Source organism: Curtobacterium sp. C1, from assembly GCF_021049325.1.
GTDB lineage: Bacteria > Actinomycetota > Actinomycetes > Actinomycetales > Microbacteriaceae > Curtobacterium > Curtobacterium citreum.
In genome coordinates, this window is record NZ_CP088076.1 from 3,283,691 (window position 1) to 3,302,916 (window position 19,226).

The window sequence follows — 19,226 nt, forward strand, 5'->3', positions numbered from 1 at the left end:
TTCTTCTCTCTTGCTGAGTTCGAGACGTGTCGGTGCGGGCGGGGATCAGATGTCGTCGACGGAGGACGACTCGAACCGCGAGGAGATGTTGATGCCGAGCTCTTCAGCGGCACGGAAGACCTCGTCGTCCGTGTCGCGGAGGCTGACCGCCTGGCCGTCGGCCGAGAGGACCTCGACGTTCAGGCAGAGCGACTGCATCTCCTTCATGAGGACCTTGAACGACTCGGGGATGCCCGGCTCCTGGATGTTCTCGCCCTTGACGATCGCCTCGTAGACCTTCACGCGGCCGAGGATGTCGTCGGACTTGATCGTCAGGAGCTCCTGGAGGGCGTAGGCGGCGCCGTACGCTTCGAGCGCCCACACCTCCATCTCACCGAATCGCTGGCCACCGAACTGCGCCTTACCACCCAGCGGCTGCTGCGTGATCATCGAGTACGGACCGGTCGAACGGGCGTGGATCTTGTCGTCGACCAGGTGGTGCAGCTTGAGGATGTACATGTAGCCGACCGAGACGGGCTCCGGGAACGGCTCGCCGGAGCGGCCGTCGAAGAGCTGCGCCTTGCCGGAGGAGCCGATCAGGCGCTCCCCGTCGCGGTTCGGGAGCGTGGAGTCGAGGAGGCCCTCGATCTCGCGCTCGTACGCACCGTCGAACACCGGGGTGGCGACCTTCGTGCCGGGCTCCGCGTGGCGGGCGGCCTCGGGGAGGGCGGACGCCCACTCCTGGATGCCCTCGACGTTCCAGCCCTGCTTCGCGAGCCACCCGAGGTGGATCTCGAGGACCTGGCCGAAGTTCATGCGGCCGGGGACGCCGAGCGGGTTGAGCACGATGTCGACCGGGGTGCCGTCCGCCAGGAACGGCATGTCCTCGACCGGCAGGATCGTCGAGATGACGCCCTTGTTGCCGTGACGACCGGCGAGCTTGTCACCGGCGGTGATCTTGCGCTTCTGGGCGATGTAGACGACCACGCGCTGGTTCACACCGGAGCCGAGCTCGTCGTCACCGTCCTGGGCGTCGAAGACCTTGACGCCGATGATCGTGCCCTCTTCACCGTGGGGCACCTTCAGCGAGGTGTCGCGCACCTCGCGCGACTTCTCGTTGAAGATCGCACGGAGCAGGCGCTCCTCGGCGGAGAGCTCGGTCTCGCCCTTCGGCGTGACCTTGCCGACCAGGATGTCGCCGGGGCGGACCTCGGCACCGATGCGGATGATGCCGCGCTCGTCGAGGTCGGCCAGGAGGTCCGGGCTGACGTTCGGCAGGTCGCGGGTGATCTCTTCCTTGCCGAGCTTGGTGTCGCGGGCGTCGACCTCGTACTCCTCGATGTGGATCGAGGAGAGCGTGTCGTCCTTCACGAGGTTCTGCGACAGGATCATCGCGTCCTCGTAGTTGTAGCCCTCCCACGGCATGAACGCGACGAGGAGGTTCTTGCCGAGCGCGAGCTCGCCGTTCTCCGTCGCGGGGCCGTCGGCGATGACCTCGCCCTGCTCCACGCGCTCGCCTGCGGAGACGATGACGCGGTGGTTGTAGCTCGTGCCCTGGTTCGAGCGGTCGAACTTGCGCAGGTAGTAGGTCTGCGTGCCGCCCTCGTCGAGCTGCAGGGTCACGGCGTCGGCCGAGACCTCGGAGACCACACCGGCCTTGTCGGCGGTGACGACGTCACCGGCGTCGATGGCGGTGTAGCCCTCCATGCCGGTGCCGACGAGCGGCGACTCGGAACGCAGGAGCGGCACGGCCTGGCGCTGCATGTTCGCACCCATGAGGGCGCGGTTCGCGTCGTCGTGCTCGAGGAACGGGATGAGCGAGGTCGCGACCGACACCATCTGGCGCGGCGAGACGTCCATGTAGTCGACCTCGTCCTTGCCGACGAGCTCGACCTCGCCGCCCTTCTTCCGCACGAGGACCTTGTCGTCCGCGAAGTGGAAGGAGTCGGTGAGCGGCGCGTTGGCCTGGGCGACGACGAAGTCGTCCTCTTCCGATGCCGTCAGGTAGTCGATCTGGGTGGTGACCTGACCGTTCACGACCCGGCGGTACGGCGTCTCGATGAAGCCGAACGAGTTGATCCGACCGAAGGACGCGAGCGAGCCGATCAGGCCGATGTTCGGGCCTTCCGGGGTCTCGATCGGGCACATGCGGCCGTAGTGCGACGGGTGGACGTCGCGGACCTCGACGCCGGCACGCTCACGGGACAGACCACCCGGGCCGAGGGCCGACAGGCGACGCTTGTGCGTCAGACCCGCGAGCGGGTTGTTCTGGTCCATGAACTGCGACAGCTGGGACGTCCCGAAGAACTCCTTGATCGCAGCCACGACGGGACGCACGTTGATGAGCGTCTGCGGCGTGATGGCCTCGATGTCCTGCGTGGTCATGCGCTCGCGGACGACGCGCTCCATGCGGGACAGACCCGTGCGGACCTGGTTCTGGATGAGCTCGCCCACCGCGCGGATGCGACGGTTGCCGAAGTGGTCGATGTCGTCCACGTCGAGGCGGAGCTGGACGGGCTCGCCGTCGCGGACACCGTCGAGCGTGGTCTTCTCGGCGTGCAGCGAGACGAGGTACTTGATCGTGCGGACGATGTCCTGCACGGAGAGCACCGAGTCCGACAGCGGCGCGTCGATGCCGAGCTTGCGGTCGAGCTTGTAGCGACCGACCTTGGCCAGGTCGTAGCGCTTCGGGTTGAAGTAGAAGTTGTCGAGGAGCGCACGCGCGGCCTCGGCGGCGACCTGCTCGCCCGGACGCAGCTTGCGGTAGATGTCCTTGAGCGCCTCTTCCTTCGTCAGGACGGCGTCCTTCTCGAGCGTCGACTCGATCGAGGCGAAGCCCTGGAACTCCTCCATGATCTCCTCGCTCGTCAGGCCGAGGGCCTTGAGGAAGACGGTCACGGACTGCTTGCGCTTGCGGTCGATGCGCACGCCCACCTGGTCGCGCTTGTCGATCTCGAACTCGAGCCAGGCACCGCGCGAGGGGATGATGCGCGCGGAGTAGATGTCCTTGTCGGACGTCTTCTCCTGCTGGCGCTCGAAGTACACGCCCGGCGAGCGGACGAGCTGCGAGACGACGACGCGCTCGGTGCCGTTGATGATGAACGTGCCGCGCTCGGTCATGAGCGGGAAGTCGCCCATGAAGACGGTCTGCGTCTTGATCTCACCGGTCATGTGGTTCATGAACTCGGCGTTGACGTAGAGCGGAGCGGCGTAGGTCTTGCCGCGCTCCTTGCACTCGTCGATGGAGTACTTCGGGTCCTCGAGCTCCGGGGACGTGAACGAGAGCTGCATCGTCTCGCCGAGGTCCTCGATCGGGGAGATCTCCTCGAAGATCTCCTCGAGGCCGGAGTGCAGTGCGAGGTCGGTGCGACCCTGCTCCTGTCCCTCGGCCAGGCGGGCCTTCCAGACGTCGTTGCCGACGAGCCAGTCGAAGCTCTCCGTCTGGAGTGCGAGCAGATCAGGGACCGTGAGCGTGTCCGTGATCTTGGCGAACGAGAGTCGCGAGTGGTTGCGACCGTTCTTGGGGTTGGTGGATGCGTTGGGCGCAGCAGCCAAGGGTGTGACCTCCGGTAGGCCCCGTCGGGCCGGTACTGACGAGCAGCACGTAGGTGAGTGGATTGATCGCTCGGCGCGACCCCGGGACCGACACACGGTGCACAGCCGGACGAGCGTCCGGTTGGACTTGTGCGAAGATCGGTGAGCGGGACCCGCCGCCATATACGGGACCGGCTGCACCAGGGCGCGTGTTCGACCGCAATATGACGACACACGAATGCCAGGGAGCGCGAACTGCAATCATAGGTCGCCCTGACCCGCGCTGTCCAGTCCTGGCTTGACCGGATTCGTCGCAGGCGTGTATAAGGCGCCGGCCACCCGGCGCAGGGCCCGATCTCAGTCGTCGAGCGCGTGCAGGACGCGCTCCGGCTCCGCGGCCCGCACGAACGTCACGCGGCCGCGGTCGTCCGTGATGCGCACACCCCGTCCCGGCGTCAGGATGAGGGCACGGACGCCTCGTCGGACGCGCAGGCCGAGCCCGCCGTAGGTGGCCGCGTCCGCCTCGACGACCGCGACGTCGGCGATCCGCCGACGGTCGATCCGGCGTGCGGGGAGGGGCCGGAAGCGCAGCACGACCTCGGTGTCGGTCACCGCGATGCGCGTCCGCGCGAGGAGCAACAGGGCACCGCCGACGAGCGCCACGACACCGGGCACCAGGAGCGCGACCTCCGGTGCGTCACCGGGCCAGCCGAGCACGGCAGCGGTCAGCGCACCGCCGCCGAGCAGCAGGACCGCGCCGAGCGCGCGCATCCAGGTGGGTGCTGATTCGCCGTCGGCGGCCACCGGCGCGTGGGTGGTGGTCGGCCGGGAGGCACGGGTGGTCCGGGTGGGTCGGGTCGCCTCGGCGAGGCGGAACGTCGGGACGTTCACGGTGTCGGTCACGGGGTACTCCTGCGGGTGGGGCCGGTCGCGTGCCGCGCAGGGGGAGCTCGGCGCACGCGTGGGGCGGTGCGCCGTCGCACGTCGAGGGGGGCGGCGCACGCGTGGCGCACGCCGGCGGCGCGGGGAGGGCCGGTCCGTGCGGCACCCGCGTGGGGAGGGTGGCGTGCGGTGGGGGTCCTGGCCGCGTCGTGGTCACGTCGACAGGCGGATTGCTCGACACCTGTCGGGTGACGACCGGGTGAACGGTACGTGACGACCCTTGACGTCGGCTGGGTCGGCCGTGGTGTCGCGCCGGGGTCAGCGCAGGACGAGTGCGACGGCCTCCGCGCGGGTGCGGACGCCGAGCTTCGCGAAGACCTGGTTGACGTAGGACTTCACGGTGGGGACGGTCAGGAACAGCTCGGCGGCGATCTCCGGGTTCGTCCGGCCGGCCGCGATGCGTTCGAGCACGTCCGCCTCGCGCGGGGTCAGCTCCGGGAAGCGGTCCCGCAGCCCGGTCGGAGCGTGCGTACTCGGGGCGGTCGGGGACGGGGCGGCGAGCTGGGCGACGAGGCGCGCGCCGACCTCGGCGTCGAAGGTGGCCTGCCCGGTCGCGACCGCCCGGATCGCCGTCGCGAGCTCCGCGCGTCCGGCGTCCTTCGTCAGGTACCCGCGCGCACCGGCGCGGAGCGCGCCGACGATGGAGTCGTCGTCGGCGTAGGTGGTCAGGACGAGCACCGCGACGCCCGGGTGCGACCGGGCGATCGACGCCGTCGCGGTCGGGCCGTCCGTCCCGGGCATCCGCAGGTCCATGAGCACGACGTCCGGCGGGTCGGCGGCGACCATCGCGATCGCCTCGGCGCCGTCCGCGGCCTCGCCCACCACCTGCAGGTCGGGGACGAGCGACAGCACCGTCACCAGACCGTCCCGCACGATCGCCTGGTCGTCCACCACGAGCACCCGGATCGTCACGCGGTCACCGCCGGCACCCGCATCGTGACGACGAACTCGGGACCAGCCGCACCGGCCTCCACCGCCGAGTCGTCGCCGAGCTCGGCGAAGCGCTCCCGCATCCCGGCGAGCCCGTGTCCGTCGCCGGGACCGCCCGCTCCCCCGGCGGGGTCGAGGGGGTTCGTCACGGTGACCCGCACGGCGGAGCCGTCCCGGTCGACCGACAGCACCACGGGTCGGCCGGGGGCGTGCCTGCGGGCGTTGCTCAGTGCCTCCCGGACGGCCGCGACCACGACGTGCCGGTGGGCCGCGTCGACGGCGGCGAGCGCCTGGTCGCCGTGCGTGGTGAGGGTCCCGCCGAAGGAGCGGTGCGCCGCGACCAGGGCGGGCAGGTCCGAAGGGAGCTCCGGGGCGGGCGGGACGGTGTCGTCGCGCAGCGCGTGCACGGCCCGGCGGGCCTCGGCGAGCCCGCTCGCGGCGAGGGCGCGGGCGGCTCCCGCGCGTCGGGTGGCCTCGTCGACGCGGCCGGCCTCGAGCAGGGCCTCCACCGCGTCGAGCTGGAGCACGAGCCCGCCGAGCGAGTGGGCGAGCACGTCGTGCACGTCCCGCGCGGTGCGCGCCCGGTCCGCCAGGAGCTGAGCGCGCTGCTGCTCGGCCTCGGCCTGGCGCGTGCGCTCCTCGGCGACCCGGAGCTGCCGGCGGCTGAAGCCGACCACGGCGGCGAGCAGCACGCCCGCGCCGGTGCCGAGGACGACCGAGACCGGGGCGGCGAGTGCCGCGGCGGTCCCCGCGACGAGGACCACGGCGACGACCGCCGCGACCGGACCGGCCCACACCGGCTGCAGCCGACTCGCGCCGATCACGACGACGGCGACCAGCGGGATCGCGATCATCACGGTGCGCGAGGGGACGACGACCGCGGAGCCGGCGACGACCATGCACCAGGTCGCGACGAGGAGCACCCGCTCGGTCCGGGCGACGACCCGCAGCAGCCACGCGGCGAGCGCCACCACCCCGAGGATCAACACCCACGCGGGGGTTCCGTCATCGAGCACGGCGCGGACGAACCAGTACCCGACGACCACGATGCCGGACAGGTTGAGGACGCGGGTGAGCGCGGAGCCGGACCGGCCCCGCACGGGGTCGGTCCGGGCGGCGGTCCTCGTGGGTCCGGGTCCGGCGGTCACCGGACCATCATGCCGCGGGCGGCACGCGGGATCCGCTGGTCGACGACCAGGGCACGGGCGGCCCGGTTGAGCGCGAGGACCAGGAGGATCGCACCCGTGGAGGTCAGCAGGTGCGCGCCGAGGTGGCCGCCGAGCACGTCGAGACCGACCCGGACGACGATGAGCAGCAGCCAGAGCCCGGCCCCGGCCCAGCCCGTGCGGGCCTGCAGCGTGCGGCCCTCGTCGTCGGCTACAGCGGCGGTCCGGAAGCGCGTCATGCCGCCCATCGCCAGGCCGGCGGCGACGCTCACGAGGGCCTCGAGGCCCAGGAACAGCACGTCGAGCGTCGTCACCGCGGCGGCGGACTGCGCGAGCACCACGATCCCGACGACGCCGAGGACGAGCGGCGTCCGCCAGACCCGGGCCGGGTCGAGGTACTGCCAGGTGGCCTGGCGGTACGCGAGGAACCCGACGAGGGCGAGGCCGATGACGATGTTCGCGAGGAGCTGGACGGACACGGTGTCCCCTTCCGGTGGTCGACCGGCGGGGGTCCCCGACCGGTGACACCAGCCTCGCGAGCGGACGGCGGCGAGCACACCACCCGTGGGTGGTGGTCCGGGTGGGGATCGGCGGTGGTGTTCCATGGGGGCATGGCAGATGCGTTCGACGGGTTCCGGATCGGTGCAGGGTGGGCCTCGGTCGAGCCGGACCGGCACCGCCCGGGGTCCTTCACGCTCGTCGTCGACGGGACGCCGCAGTCGCACGTCGACCTCGAGGACCCGACGCACCTGGCCTTCGAGTACATCCGGCGGATCGGGCACGCGATCGACCTGCTCCCCGGTGGGCCGATCACGGCGCTGCACCTCGGCGCGGGCGCCCTGACGCTCCCCCGCTACGTCGCGGTGACCCGGCCGGGGTCCCGGCAGCAGGTCGTCGAGCTCGAGCGGGACCTGGTGGACCACGTCCGCGAGGCCCTGCCGTTCCCCCGAGGGGCGTCGATCCGCGTCCGGTACGGCGATGCCCGCGAGGTCGTGGGCAAGCTGCCCGCCGGGCTCCGCGGCACCGTGGACCTGGCGGTCGTCGACGTCTTCGGCGGCTCGCGGATCCCGGCGCACGTGACGAGTGTCGAGTTCTACCGGTCGGTCGCCGAGTTCCTGTCGCCCACCGGGATCGTCGCGGTGAACGTCGCGGACGGCGCCGGGCTGGCCTTCGCCCGGGGGCAGGCGGCGACCCTGCAGGCGGTGCTGCCCTCGGTGGCGGCCGTCGCGGACACCGGGATGCTCAAGGGCCGGCGGTTCGGGAACATCGTGCTGCTCGGCTCGCCGTCCGAGCTGCCCGTGGCCGAAATGCCCCGCCGGTACTCGTCCGACCCGCTGCCGTCGAAGGTCGTGCACGGGGCCGAGCTCCGGGCGTTCACGGCCGGGGCACCGGTCGTCACGGACCAGACGGCGGTGGCGTCGCCGGAGCCGAACCGGAGCGTGTTCGGGGGCTGACGCCGGGTGGGCGCGCGCGGCGGGGGGCGCGGCCACGATCCTCCAGGCCGGGGCGGCGGATGCCGCTGCGGTGGGTGGCGGTACCGGCCGGACCACCCGGGGGACACGGTCCGCGCGTCCGGTCGGACGGATCCGGTCGCGGGCGGACGTCGGCTGCCAGGATGGGGGACACGACCGCGCAGCAGCGCGACCGAGCAAGGGAGTCCCCTGATGACGAACGACGACCGGAGCAACGAGGACCGGACGGGCGACGGCCGCGCACCGAGCTGGGGCGAGGCACCGCAGCACGGGTCGGCCGACCGCGCCGGGGACCTGCCCCGCTACGGCGAGCGCGACGACGCCCCGCGGTACGGGGAGCGCAGCGACGAGCGAGCGGACGCTCCGCGGTACGGCGAGCGGTCCGATGCGCCGCGGTGGGGCGAGCAGCACGGCGACCGTGACGGCCGCCCGGCCGACTCCCCCACGTGGGGCGAGCAGCACGGGTCGCACCAGCCCTACGCCGCCGCGGCCGCACCGACCAGCGCGAACGCCCCGGCGTGGCAGTCGTACGACGAGCCGAAGCGCAAGAAGAAGACCGTCGGCGTCGTGGCGTTCGTGCTCGCCCTCGTGGCCGTCGTCCTCGCGGTCGTTGCGGGCACGGTGTTCGGCTCTGCGTTCGGCGCGAACAGCGCCATCCGCGACGCGATCCTGAACGGGTCCGCGGCGACCCAGTCGGGGCAGGAGGACCTGCAGCGCCAGCTGATGAACGACCCGACGATCCTCACCAGCAGCGGTGGTGCCGGCATCGCGATCCTCATCGGCACGGTGCTCGGGCTCTGGGCGCTGGTGCAGGGCATCATCGCCATCGTCACCAAGCGCGGGCGCGCGTTCGGCGTCGTCGCCGTGGTCCTCGCCGTCCTGGGTCCGGTGGTGCTGTACATCGTCTTCGCCGTGGCGCTCGGCTCGCAGCTGACCTGACCCGGACCGCGAGACCACGGCCCGTCCTGCGCGCGCAGGGCGGGCCGTCGTCGTGTCTCGTGCCCCCCGTGCGCGTGGCACCGCCCGCTCTCGGGGTGCCGCGGCTACCCTCGAACCGATGTCCCTCCCGCCCGACGACCGCCAGCAGCCCGACCGCGCCGACAGCGCCCGGGAGCCCCGCCATGCCGCTCCGGTGACCGCCGGGGTCAGCCCGGGGAGCACCTTCGCGCCGATCAGCCTGCGCCCCGCCGTCGACGCCGAGGCCGTGCAGCAGCGCCTCCGTGACCTCGGGCAGAGCCGCAGCACCGAGGCGCTCGCCGAACGTGCCGAGCTCCTCCGGCTGCTCGGGCGGCTCGACGAGTCCCTCGTGGTCGCGGAGGAGGTCTTCCGGCTGACGATGTTCACCGGGGAGCGGTCCGACAAGGTCGCCTCGCGGATCCGACGTGCCCACGTGCTGCACGACCTCGGGCGCTACGAGCGTGCCGCGTCCGAGGCCGCCATGGCCCGGGACACCGCCAGGACCGAGGAGTGGCCGGAGCTCGAGGGCGCCGCCGCCGAGCTCGAGGGCTGGTCGCTGTTCGAGCTCTCGCGGTTCGACGAGGCCCGGTCCGCACTGTCCCGGGCGTACCAGGCGTTCCGGCAGGCCGGTGCCCCGTCCGAGCGCACCGACGCCCTGCAGACGGCGATCGAGGCGGCGCTCCGCGCGGTCGCCGCGCAGCCGCGGGAGCAGACGGAGCAGCCCCGCACGGCCCGTGAGGTCGCCGCACGCCGGGCCGAGGACGAGACGCCCACCACCCGCGTCGCCGAGCCCGTGAAGCAGGTGCCCCCGGTGCGCCGCCGGGTGCTCGGCGCTCCCGACGCCGCCCGGACCGACGCCGACGACATCTGGGGCCGGATCGCCGCGAAGGCCGCGCAGAAGGGCCAGGCACCGCGGGACGACCGCGGCGACGACCTGCGGTGACCGCGCCCGACGTCGTCCGACGGCGGGCGGAGGAGCTCATCGCCGCCCACCTCGGGCACGGCACGTGGACGTTCGCGTTCGACCACGCGAAGACCCGGGCCGGACAGTGCGACTTCGGCCGGCACCGCATCACCGTGAGCCGGCACATCACCGCACGGGTGTCGGACGCCGACGTCGAGCAGGTCCTGCTCCACGAGGTCGCGCACGCCCTGGCCGGACCCCGGGCCGGGCACGGCCCCACCTGGCGCCGGACGGCCGCCGGCATCGGGTACACCGGATCGCGGCTGTACGCCGGGCCTGTGGCCTCGGAGCTCGCGCCGTGGGTCGGCACGTGCCCCGCCGGGCACGAGCACTTCCGGTACCGCACCCCGACCCGGCCGCTCGCGTGCGCGACGTGCTCCCGGCGGTTCGACCCGCGGAACCTCATCACGTGGGAGCGCCGCGCGGCTACCGCATGATCGGGTCCACCGGTGGAGGCGCGCCGGGGAGCCGTTAGCCTGGACGGATGCACACGGGGCAGCACATCCGGACGGACAGCGGGTCGTCGTGGTTCTTCGACGCCGGTCGGATCGCCCTGGACTTCGCGCACACCGGCGGCTTCGCGGACGACCCCGACGCCCGGCGCCCCCGTGCCCGGCTCGGCGAGCTGCTCGTGACCCCGGCCGACCTGGACGAGTGGCTCGGCGACCACACCGAGCCGATCGACGTCGGCGCGACCGCGCGGGAGCTGCAGGACGCCCGGGCACTCCGGGCCGCGATCGGCCGCCTCGCGGTCGCCGCCGCTCCGGCCCCCGCGTCCACCGCCGCCGAGCGGACCGCGATCGGCGCCGGCCTCCGCGCGGGCACCGGTCGGACCCGTCCGGCCCCGGACGACATCGACACCGTGAACCTGTTCGCCGCGCTGCCCGACGTGCCGCCGAGCCTGCCCGGCGGGCGTCGTCGCGCCGGCGCGAACCGGGTCCGACTGGCGCAGGCGCTGTCGAGCGTCGCGCGGGATGCGGTCGCCCTGTTCACCGAGGTGGGCTTCGACGACCTCGCGGCGGACGGGCAGGCCACCCGGCTGAGCCGGTGCTCGGCCGACGACTGCGGCCTGGTGTTCTACGACTCCTCGCGCGGCGGGACCCGGCGCTGGTGCTCGATGCAGCGGTGCGGCAACCGGGCGAAGGTTCGGGCGCACCGGGCACGGCGCGCGGCGGCCTGACCCGGCCTGAGCCACCAGAACGCAGTCCGAACAAAAAGATTCGGCACGCCGAATCCTCTGGCATGCTGGGGGCATGTCCGACGTCTCGACCCCGCCGCGTGCCGCTGAGCGCACGCCCGCGAAGCGCGCCGCCGGCCTGACGCTGCTCGGCCCCGCGTTCGTCGCCGCCATCGCCTACGTCGACCCCGGCAACGTCGCCGCGAACCTCACGGCCGGGGCGCAGTACGGCTACCTGCTGCTCTGGGTGCTCGTCGCCGCGAACGCGAGTGCCGTCGTCGTGCAGTACCTGTCCGCGAAGCTCGGCGTCGTGACCGGGCGGTCCCTCCCGGAGCACCTGGGCCTCCGGATGCGCCGCACCCCTCGGCTGCTGTTCTGGGCCCAGGCCGAGGTCGTCGCCGCCGCGACCGACGTGGCCGAGGTGATCGGTGGGGCACTCGCCCTGCACCTGCTCTTCGGCTTGCCGCTCGTCGCCGGCGGGCTCGTCACCGGGATCGTTTCGATGCTCATCCTGACGCTGCACAGCCGCCGCGGCACCCGCACCTTCGAGGCCGTCGTCACGACGATGCTCGCCATCCTGACGGTCGGCTTCTGCGCCGGGCTGCTCGTCGCGCCGGTGTCCCCGACGGAGCTGCTCGGCGGGCTCGTCCCGCGCTTCGAGGGCTCCGGCTCGGTGCTGCTCGCGGCGTCGATGCTCGGCGCGACCGTGATGCCGCACGCCGTGTACCTGCACTCGGCTCTCGCCCGGGACCGCCACGGCGACGTCCCGGCCGGACCCGAGCGACGCCGGGTGCTCGTCGCGACGCGGTGGGACGTCGCCCTCGCGCTCGTGGTGGCCGGCGGCGTGAACATCTGCATGCTCGTCCTCGCCGCCGCGACGCTGCCGGGGGTCGCCGGCACGGACACCATCCCCGGTGCACAGCGGGCGATCGAGACGAACGTCGGCCCGGTCGTCGGCGTGCTGTTCGCGGTGGGGCTCCTGGCGTCCGGGCTGGCCTCGACCTCGGTCGGCTGCATGGCCGGCGCCGAGATCATGCACGGGCTGCTGCACGTCCGCGTGCCGCTCCCGGTCCGTCGGCTCGTGACGCTGGTGCCCGCGCTCGTCCTGCTCGCGGCGGGGGTGGACCCGACGATGCTGCTCGTGGTGAGCCAGGTCGTCCTGAGCTTCGGCATCGCGTTCGCGATCGTGCCGCTGGTCGTCTACACCTCGCGGCGGAGCGTCATGGGGACCGACGTCAACGCCGTGGCGACCCGGGTCGTCGCAGCGGTCATCGCGCTCGTGATCGTGGCCCTGAACGTGACACTGGTCGCGCTCACCGTCACCGGCTGAGCGCGACCAGCGGCTCGGACACCGCGTCAGTCGACGACGCGGACGTCCTTCCAGAACGCGTAGTACCCGGAGTAGTCCTTGCCGACGCGGTCGAAGGACGACGGGATCGGCGTCGGGTACGACCAGGCGCGGTCCGGGAGCGGCTGCCCGTCCACGGTGACCGTGTAGTACTGCGTGTCGCCCTTCCACGGGCAGTGGTACTGGGTGTCGCTCTCGCTGAAGAACTCGGGCTTCACGCTCGACGGCGGGAAGTACCAGTTCCCCTCGATCTGGATGAGGTCCTCCTGCGGGGCCTCCGCGATCACGGTGTCGCCGACGACTGCCTTCATGACGTGCTCCTCCACTCACGGCGCCCGGTCGACGCCTGCGATCGGGAACGCTACGCGCGCGGACCCGATTCCCGCTGCGCGGCCGGTCGCAGCGTGACGAGGTCCGGTCCGGCGGCGAGCGCCGTCCGCACGTCCTCCGGGTCCAGGACCGCGGCCCCCTCGGCCGCGCTGACGAGGTGCCGGACCGCTCGGCGCAGTCCCGTGAACGCGGCACACGCGGCGGCGGCCTCCGGTGAGGTGTGGTCGATGCCGACCGCGACGAGGGCGTCGACCACGGCACCGGCGGCCAGCAGGTCCTCGACGGCCTGGTCGGGTGCATCAGCGCGGTCCGCCGTCTCGCCCGCGTCGTCGGCGGCGTCGGGATGCGCGTGCGTGCGCCCGGCGGCGACGATCGCGACCACGCACCGGTCACCACGCTCGGCCTGGAGGCGCGTCACGCGTTCCGCGACGGCGGTCGCGTCGCCGAGGTGGCCGAGCACGACCTCTGGGCCGTCCGGCACGCCCGTCACCGCGGCGCGCAGGGCGCGCAGCCGTTCGACGGGTGCGGTGCCGCGGCGGTCCGGGAGGACGTCCACCCAGACGACGAGGTGCGCGTCCCGGGCGATGCGCTCGGCGCCGGGCGTCCCCCACGCGAACCGGACCTGGTACTGCTCCTGCATGCGTGCTGCCACCCGCGACACGATAGCGGCCGCGGTCCGGCTGTCCGTTCCCACAGGCCCGGTCTCCACAGGTGTGGTCGAGCAGCCTCGGCACCCATCGCCCGACCGTAGGATCGGTGACCATGGAGATCGCCACCGTCCCCACCCTGCACGGCGACCGCGTCACCCTCGAGCCCCTCGAGGCCGAGCACGCGGAGGACCTGCGGACGGCGGTCTCGGACGGCGACCTCTGGCGCACCTGGTACACGTCGGTGCCCGCCCCCGACGCGGTCGACGCCGAGATCGAGCGTCGTCTCGCCGAGCACGCCGCGGGGCGGATGCTGCCCTTCGCCGTGCGGGACCGGCCGACCGGGCGCGTGGTCGGGGCGACGACCTTCATGAACGTCGACACCGTGAACCGCCGGGTCGAGATCGGCCACACGTTCCTGGCCCGGGCGGCCCAGCGCACCGGGATCAACACCGAGGCGAAGCTGCTCCTGCTCTCGCACGCGTTCGACGCCTGGCAGTGCATCGCGGTGGAGTTCCGTACGCACTGGCACAACCACCAGTCACGCGCGGCGATCGCCTCGCTCGGAGCGAAGCAGGACGGTGTCCTCCGCAGTCACTCGATCGGTCGCGACGGCACGCTCCGCGACACCGTGGTGTTCTCGATCACCGCGGCCGAGTGGCCGACCGTGCGCCTCGCCCTGTCCGAGCGGCTGCGCACCCGGGACCGTGCCGAGGGCTCGCGTCGCCGCGCTGCCCGACACGCCTGACCCCGGCTCCTCCGAAGGCCGGTGCCGGCCCGACCCCGGCGTCCCAGCGTCGCCGCGTACCGTCACCGGCATGCACGTCGGTCTCCGCATCGTCCTCGACGCCCCGGTCGACGCCGTCCGCGACGCCCTGCTGTCGCCGTCGGTGATGGTCGCCGTCACGAAGCCGTTCCTGGTCTACCGGTCGCGCGCGGCTGGTGGGTTCCCGGAGCGCTGGACCCCTGGTAGGGCCGAGCCGATCACGGCCGCGGCGTTCGGCGTCGTGCCGAGCGGGGACACGCACGTCGACATCGACCTGTACGAGGTCCAGGGCGTCCCGGTGCAGCGGGACAACGGCGGCGGCGTGTCCGGACTGTTCGGCCGGATGGACATGGCACACCGGATGGCCACGGTCGACCTCGGCGACGGCCGGACCCTGCTGCTCGACCGCCTGACCTACCGGATGCGTCCGGCGATCCTCGGGCTCGCGCTCTGGCCGGGCATGTGGGTGATCTGGCAGTGGCGGGCGCTCCGGATGCGACAGCTCGCACCGACCTGGCGGGCCCCGCGCTGACGATCGCCGCCCGAGGTCGCCGCGGCGCTGGCACCGTCGACGGACCGCGGCGTACGCTCGACCCGTGAGCCAGACGCAGGAGCCGAGGGCCCGTGACCGCGTGCACAGCACGCTGGCCACCGTGGACTGGCGGCGGATTACCTTCGACCTCTACCGGCGGGTCCGCGCCACCTCGGACCCGGAGACCGCGCACGCGATGTGGCGGGAGACCCGGGACGCCATGTTCGGCGAGCACCCGGCGAGTCCGCTGCTGGACGAGGACGCCCGCGACTTCGAGGCCCTGCCCGTGCCGGACTACGACCCCGAATGGCGCTTCCGGGCCCGCATCGAGCCCGCCGAGGCACTGGCGATGGACGTCGAGACGGGGACGGACGGCACGGTGCACTTCGACCGGCTCGGCGTCGTCCGGCTCCCCGGCATCGGGTCGCTCGACGTGTGGTCGCACGGCGGCTACGCGGGCGGCGTGTTCGTCCCGGTCAAGGACGCGAGCGCCGGTCGTGCGCGCGGGACCTACGGCGGCGGCCGGTACCTGCTCGACACGATCAAGGGCGCGGACCTCGGGGGCGACGACGGCGAGCTCGTGCTCGACTTCAACTTCGCGTACAACCCCTCGTGCGCGTACGACCCGGCGTGGGCGTGCCCGCTCGCGCCGCCCGGGAACACCGTCGCCGTGCCGATCCCGGTCGGCGAGCAGTACGACTTCTGACCGAACGCAGGGACGGGACGCAAGGGTGGAGCGCATGACGGGACTCGTGGCCCTGGACGCAGGCGGCCGGGTGCCGCCGTTCGAGCAGGTGCGGTCGCAGATCGCGGCCCAGATCGGGGCCGGCTACCTGGTGGACGGCGAGCGGCTGCCGAGCGTCCGGGCGCTGGCCGAGGAGCTCGGGCTGGCCGCCGGGACCGTCGCCCGGGCGTACCAGCTGCTCGAGGAGGCGGGTCTCGTGCACACCGCACGGGGCGCCGGGACCCGGGTGGTGCGCCCGGCGGCCGTGCCGGACAGCGTCGCCGAGGCCGCACGCGCCCTCGTGGCCGTGGCGCGCGAGGCGGGCCTGTCCGCCGACCAGGCGGCAGCCGCCCTGCGCGAGGCCTGGCCCGCCTGACGCGACCGGTCTGCGCGACCCGGCCCCGATCCTCCAGGCCGTCACCCGCACTCCCGATCGCACGACGCAACCACGGCGGTTTCGCGCAGCGACATCGCGCTGCGAGGAACCGCCCACGTTGCGTCTTGCGGGACGGAAGCGGACGGGACCGGCGCGGTCAGCAGTGCTCGAAGACGTACGCGTCGTCGTCGGGGGTGACCAGGTCGCGGTCCCGCAGGATCGTCATCGGCGGACGGTCGCGCATCGCGCACACCGACGACCACGACCGGTCGAGCGTGTCCGCGTACTCGACGTCGAGCACGCGGTCCCCGTAGGCCGCCGTGTACGCGCCGCACTCCTGGTACTGGATGCACTCCTCGGCGACGACGAAGTCGAAGCCCGTCGCCGTGCGTCCCGACGCCCCGAGCTGCGGGGTGTTCTTCTGCCCGACCGCCAGGCCGTGCTCGTGCCCGAGCCGCACGAGCGCCGACGCCAGCGCGAGGTTGTCCGCCCGCGTCAGGCGCTTCCCGGAGCGGGTCCACGAGTCGAGGTTGTCGTACTCGACGGCGTCGAACCCGCGGTCGGCACACCGCGCGACGTCACGCCGCAGGACACCCACGACCTCGGCACGCTTCGCGGCGGTGGTGGTGTCGAGGAGCACCTCGTCCGGCCAGCCGGGGTCCGAGACGGGCTCGCCGTCGTCGTCCCGGAGGACCGCGTCCGGGTGGTCGGACAGCCAGGCGTCGGTCTCGTCGGGCTGGGTCTGGAAGCCGTTCACGTAGCAGATCGAGTACGTGCCGGCCGCCGGGTGCGCGGTGCTGTCGCGCTCGACGATCGTCACGCCGGCCGGGGGCGCGTAGGGACCGCCGAGCTGGTAGTCCGGCAGCCCGGACGTCGGGAAGGCCCGGACCGCCGCGGACCCGGTGGGAGCCGGGGCCCGACCGATCGGCGCGGTCGCGGTCGGGGCACCACCGCCCGCGCAGGCCGTCGCACCGAGGGCGACGAGGACGGCCGTCACCACCGCGGCGACGGCGGCCTTGGTCGGGGTCAGCGGGGTCCTGCGGGGGCGCACTCCGGGATCATCGCACGCGCTCGGCGAACGGCCATCCCCGCGATCACGGGCCGCCCGCTATGCTGGGGGTACTCGAGGCGCCGATCGCCTCGTGCGTCGTACGGACGCCCCGGACTCCCGACCCTCATCCGGTCGATGATCACGCACCGTCACATCCGGTGCCAGGCTCTCTGCTGCGGCGACCGCGTCAGCCACGCTGATGCGGGGATCCCGCCCGCGCGCCGACCACGAGCGCGCCCACGGCCGGCACGTGCCGGCCCGAAAGGTCACCATGACCGCATCCCCCTCCTCCGTCCGTTTCTCCGACCTGGGCGTCCCGGCGCCGATGGTCGACGTCCTCGTCCAGCAGGGCAAGGAGACGGCGTTCCCGATCCAGGTCGACACGCTCCCCGACTCCCTGCGGGGCAAGGACGTGCTCGGCCGCGGCCGCACCGGTTCCGGCAAGACGATCGCGTTCGCGATCCCGCTCGCCGCACGCCTGGCGGCCTCGCCCCGCGGGCGTCGCGCCGGTCGCCCCCGTGCGCTCGTGCTCGCCCCGACGCGGGAGCTCGCGACCCAGATCGACGCGACCCTCGCCCCGCTGGCGAAGGCGATGGGCCTGAACACCACCACGATCTTCGGCGGTGTCGGCCAGGGCCGACAGGTCGACGCGCTCCGCGGTGGCGTCGACGTCGTCGTCGCCTGCCCCGGTCGCCTCGCCGACCTCATGCAGCAGGGCCACGTGCACCTGGACGGCATCGAGGTCACCGTCCTCGACGAGGCCGACCACATGGCCGACATGGGCTTCCTGCCCGGCGTGACGAAGATCATGCAGGCGACGCCGGAGCAGGGGCAGCGCCTGCTGTTCTCGGCGACGCTCGACAACGGCGTGGACAAGCTCGTCAAGAAGTTCCTGCACAGCCCGGTCATGCACTCCGTCGACGACGAGACCAGCCCGGTCGAGGCGATGACCCACCACCTGTTCGAGGTCGCCGACGCCGACGCGAAGAAGGACCTCGTCCGCACGCTCGCCTCGGGCACCGGTCGCCGCATCCTATTCATGCGCACGAAGCACCACGCCAAGCGCCTCGCCAAGCAGCTGACCAGCCAGGGCATCCCGGCCGTCGACCTGCAGGGCAACCTGTCGCAGGGCGCCCGGGAGCGGAACCTCGCGAAGTTCTCGTCCGGCGAGGCCCTCGTGCTCGTCGCCACCGACGTCGCCGCCCGTGGCGTGCACGTCGACCACGTCGAGCTCGTCGTGCACGTCGACCCGCCGACCGAGCACAAGGCGTACCTGCACCGCTCGGGCCGCACCGCGCGTGCCGGTTCCTCCGGAGACGTCGTGACCGTGACGCTGCCGGCCGAGCGCCGCGACGTCGCGCAGATGATGCGCGCGGCCGCGATCTCGGTGAAGCCGCAGCAGGTGACGGCGACGTCCCCCGCGGTGACCGAGCTCGTCGGCGAGGTCGCACCGATCCGGCACGTCGAGGAGCAGCCGGTCCAGCAGCAGCAGCGCCAGCGCGCGCCGCGTGCTGAGTCGGCCGGCTCCGGCAGCGAGGGCGGCGGTCGTCGCCGTGGTCGCGGCGGACGGTCGGGAGGCGCGGCCCAGCCCGCCTCGACCGGTGCGTCCGGCACGTCGGGCCGGTCCGGCAACGGGCGCGGCGGCCGGTCGGCCTCGGGTCGCGGTGCCGCCGCGGCTCCGGCGAGCGCGGCCCCGGCGACCGGTGGGCAGCGTCGCGGCGGCTCCGGTCGTCGTGCCTCGAGCGACGTCGTGCGCGGCGGGTCGAGCGCCGTGTGGTCGTCCGAGGGCGGGTACGTCGGTGGGCGCAGCGCCGGCTCGGAGTCGGGCGGCGCGCGGCGTCGCAGCGGCTCGCGTCGGGCCTCGCGTCCCGCGGGGTCGGCCGACCGCCACTGAGCTGACCGCCGCTGACTGACTCCTTCGGTCCGAACCTGGACGCCGGGTGCGAGCCCGGTCGTCCGGCGGCGTAGGTTCTCCTGCACCGGACGCCGCGCGAGCGGCTGACGGGGAATCGTCCGTCGTTGGAAGGAGACCGTATGGCTGGCAGCGAAGACAACAACCACACCGGCGAGAAGCTCGTCGGCAAGGTCAAGGAGGGCCTCGGCAACCTGACCGGCAACGACAAGCTGAAGGCCGAGGGTCAGACCGACCAGGCCAAGGCGTCGGCCAAGCAGGGCGTCGACGACGTCAAGGACGCGGCGCACGGCGTCGCGGACAGCCTCCGCAACGACAAGCACTGAAGCCGGTCCCAGCGACCGCGCTGCGAAGCCCCCGGAACCGATCGGTCCCGGGGGCTTCGTCGTGTGCGGGTGCGGCGGGCGGAGGCCGCGCGG

The 19,226-nt window shown here is 73.2% G+C and carries 20 protein-coding genes; 12 read left to right on the forward strand and 8 right to left on the reverse strand.

Annotation, left to right across the window (positions count from 1 at the left end; all coding sequences use genetic code 11):
- Positions 1-45 precede the first annotated feature (45 nt).
- The 5 genes from rpoB to LQK89_RS15790 form a co-directional block, all read right to left on the reverse strand.
- The gene (gene rpoB, locus LQK89_RS15770) at positions 46-3,534 is read right to left on the reverse strand and encodes a DNA-directed RNA polymerase subunit beta (RefSeq protein ID WP_058741132.1); all 3,489 of its coding nucleotides are present in this window, start codon (positions 3,532-3,534) and stop codon (positions 46-48) included.
- Between the two features lie 336 nt (positions 3,535-3,870).
- Entirely contained in the window at positions 3,871-4,416 is a 546-nt protein-coding gene (locus LQK89_RS15775) for a hypothetical protein (RefSeq protein ID WP_231049649.1), read from the reverse strand.
- 297 nt (positions 4,417-4,713) lie between these two features.
- A complete protein-coding gene (locus LQK89_RS15780; protein WP_231049650.1) occupies positions 4,714-5,367 on the reverse strand; it encodes a response regulator transcription factor in 654 nt (217 codons plus the stop codon).
- Positions 5,364-6,533 (reverse strand): sensor histidine kinase, encoded by a 1,170-nt coding sequence (locus tag LQK89_RS15785; protein ID WP_231049651.1) that lies wholly within the window; start codon positions 6,531-6,533, stop codon positions 5,364-5,366. The genes LQK89_RS15780 and LQK89_RS15785 overlap by 4 nt, the downstream gene beginning before the upstream one ends.
- A complete protein-coding gene (locus LQK89_RS15790; protein WP_231049652.1) occupies positions 6,530-7,030 on the reverse strand; it encodes a hypothetical protein in 501 nt (166 codons plus the stop codon). Before LQK89_RS15790 ends, LQK89_RS15785 begins: the two co-directional genes overlap by 4 nt.
- A 132-nt stretch (positions 7,031-7,162) precedes the next feature.
- Here LQK89_RS15790 and LQK89_RS15795 point away from each other — a divergent pair, with 132 nt between their 5' ends.
- The 6 genes from LQK89_RS15795 (at position 7,163) to LQK89_RS15820 (ending at position 12,451) form a co-directional block, all read left to right on the forward strand.
- The gene (locus LQK89_RS15795; RefSeq protein WP_231049653.1) at positions 7,163-8,005 is read left to right on the forward strand and encodes a spermidine synthase; all 843 of its coding nucleotides are present in this window, start codon (positions 7,163-7,165) and stop codon (positions 8,003-8,005) included.
- A gap of 210 nt (positions 8,006-8,215) precedes the next feature.
- Positions 8,216-8,962: a hypothetical protein gene (locus LQK89_RS15800; protein ID WP_174777325.1), complete on the forward strand. Its 747-nt coding sequence runs from the start codon at positions 8,216-8,218 to the stop codon at positions 8,960-8,962.
- Positions 8,963-9,080: 118 nt separating this feature from the next.
- A complete protein-coding gene (locus tag LQK89_RS15805; protein ID WP_058742817.1) occupies positions 9,081-9,923 on the forward strand; it encodes a hypothetical protein in 843 nt (280 codons plus the stop codon).
- Complete coding sequence (locus LQK89_RS15810; RefSeq protein ID WP_058742816.1) at positions 9,920-10,381, forward strand: SprT-like domain-containing protein; 462 nt, start codon at positions 9,920-9,922, stop codon at positions 10,379-10,381. The genes LQK89_RS15805 and LQK89_RS15810 overlap by 4 nt, the downstream gene beginning before the upstream one ends.
- A 47-nt stretch (positions 10,382-10,428) precedes the next feature.
- Positions 10,429-11,124: a CGNR zinc finger domain-containing protein gene (locus LQK89_RS15815; RefSeq protein WP_058742815.1), complete on the forward strand. Its 696-nt coding sequence runs from the start codon at positions 10,429-10,431 to the stop codon at positions 11,122-11,124.
- 73 nt (positions 11,125-11,197) lie between these two features.
- Positions 11,198-12,451, forward strand: a complete 1,254-nt coding sequence (locus tag LQK89_RS15820) for an Nramp family divalent metal transporter (protein ID WP_231049654.1) — start codon at positions 11,198-11,200, stop codon at positions 12,449-12,451.
- Positions 12,452-12,477: 26 nt separating this feature from the next.
- Here the strand turns inward: LQK89_RS15820 and LQK89_RS15825 are convergent, their stop codons facing one another.
- Positions 12,478-12,780 (reverse strand): DUF427 domain-containing protein, encoded by a 303-nt coding sequence (locus LQK89_RS15825; RefSeq protein WP_058742825.1) that lies wholly within the window; start codon positions 12,778-12,780, stop codon positions 12,478-12,480.
- 50 nt (positions 12,781-12,830) lie between these two features.
- Positions 12,831-13,451, reverse strand: coding sequence for a hypothetical protein (locus LQK89_RS15830; protein ID WP_174777322.1), 621 nt, complete (start codon positions 13,449-13,451; stop codon positions 12,831-12,833).
- A 110-nt stretch (positions 13,452-13,561) separates the two neighbouring features.
- Here LQK89_RS15830 and LQK89_RS15835 point away from each other — a divergent pair, with 110 nt between their 5' ends.
- The 4 genes from LQK89_RS15835 (at position 13,562) to LQK89_RS15850 (ending at position 15,844) form a co-directional block, all read left to right on the forward strand.
- Positions 13,562-14,194, forward strand: coding sequence for a GNAT family N-acetyltransferase (locus LQK89_RS15835; RefSeq protein ID WP_058742812.1), 633 nt, complete (start codon positions 13,562-13,564; stop codon positions 14,192-14,194).
- Positions 14,195-14,264: 70 nt separating this feature from the next.
- Positions 14,265-14,744, forward strand: a complete 480-nt coding sequence (locus LQK89_RS15840; protein WP_058742811.1) for a hypothetical protein — start codon at positions 14,265-14,267, stop codon at positions 14,742-14,744.
- A gap of 64 nt (positions 14,745-14,808) precedes the next feature.
- Positions 14,809-15,450 (forward strand): DUF1684 domain-containing protein, encoded by a 642-nt coding sequence (locus LQK89_RS15845; RefSeq protein ID WP_231049655.1) that lies wholly within the window; start codon positions 14,809-14,811, stop codon positions 15,448-15,450.
- A 34-nt stretch (positions 15,451-15,484) separates the two neighbouring features.
- Positions 15,485-15,844 (forward strand): GntR family transcriptional regulator, encoded by a 360-nt coding sequence (locus LQK89_RS15850; RefSeq protein ID WP_058742823.1) that lies wholly within the window; start codon positions 15,485-15,487, stop codon positions 15,842-15,844.
- Between the two features lie 157 nt (positions 15,845-16,001).
- Here LQK89_RS15850 and LQK89_RS15855 read toward each other — a convergent pair whose 3' ends face one another.
- Entirely contained in the window at positions 16,002-16,895 is an 894-nt protein-coding gene (locus tag LQK89_RS15855; RefSeq protein WP_231049656.1) for an endo alpha-1,4 polygalactosaminidase, read from the reverse strand.
- Between the two features lie 271 nt (positions 16,896-17,166).
- Between LQK89_RS15855 and LQK89_RS15860 the strand changes: the two genes are divergently transcribed.
- Entirely contained in the window at positions 17,167-18,789 is a 1,623-nt protein-coding gene (locus LQK89_RS15860; RefSeq protein WP_058742810.1) for a DEAD/DEAH box helicase, read from the forward strand.
- A gap of 140 nt (positions 18,790-18,929) precedes the next feature.
- Positions 18,930-19,133, forward strand: coding sequence for a CsbD family protein (locus LQK89_RS15865; protein WP_058742809.1), 204 nt, complete (start codon positions 18,930-18,932; stop codon positions 19,131-19,133).
- The last annotated feature ends 93 nt before the right edge of the window (positions 19,134-19,226 follow it).

Bases quoted from the DNA above. Each gene is read 5' to 3' on its own strand.
- LQK89_RS15840 (WP_058742811.1), top strand. From the start codon at position 14,265: ATGCACGTCGGTCTCCGCATCGTCCTCGACGCCCCGGTCGACGCCGTC.
- LQK89_RS15795 (WP_231049653.1), top strand. From the start codon at position 7,163: ATGGCAGATGCGTTCGACGGGTTCCGGATCGGTGCAGGGTGGGCCTCG.
- LQK89_RS15850 (WP_058742823.1), top strand. From the start codon at position 15,485: ATGACGGGACTCGTGGCCCTGGACGCAGGCGGCCGGGTGCCGCCGTTC.
- LQK89_RS15805 (WP_058742817.1), top strand. From the start codon at position 9,081: ATGTCCCTCCCGCCCGACGACCGCCAGCAGCCCGACCGCGCCGACAGC.
- LQK89_RS15835 (WP_058742812.1), top strand. From the start codon at position 13,562: ATGGAGATCGCCACCGTCCCCACCCTGCACGGCGACCGCGTCACCCTC.
- LQK89_RS15860 (WP_058742810.1), top strand. From the start codon at position 17,167: ATGACCGCATCCCCCTCCTCCGTCCGTTTCTCCGACCTGGGCGTCCCG.
- LQK89_RS15825 (WP_058742825.1), bottom strand. From the start codon at position 12,780: ATGAAGGCAGTCGTCGGCGACACCGTGATCGCGGAGGCCCCGCAGGAG.
- LQK89_RS15820 (WP_231049654.1), top strand. From the start codon at position 11,198: ATGTCCGACGTCTCGACCCCGCCGCGTGCCGCTGAGCGCACGCCCGCG.
- LQK89_RS15800 (WP_174777325.1), top strand. From the start codon at position 8,216: ATGACGAACGACGACCGGAGCAACGAGGACCGGACGGGCGACGGCCGC.
- LQK89_RS15815 (WP_058742815.1), top strand. From the start codon at position 10,429: ATGCACACGGGGCAGCACATCCGGACGGACAGCGGGTCGTCGTGGTTC.
- LQK89_RS15865 (WP_058742809.1), top strand. From the start codon at position 18,930: ATGGCTGGCAGCGAAGACAACAACCACACCGGCGAGAAGCTCGTCGGC.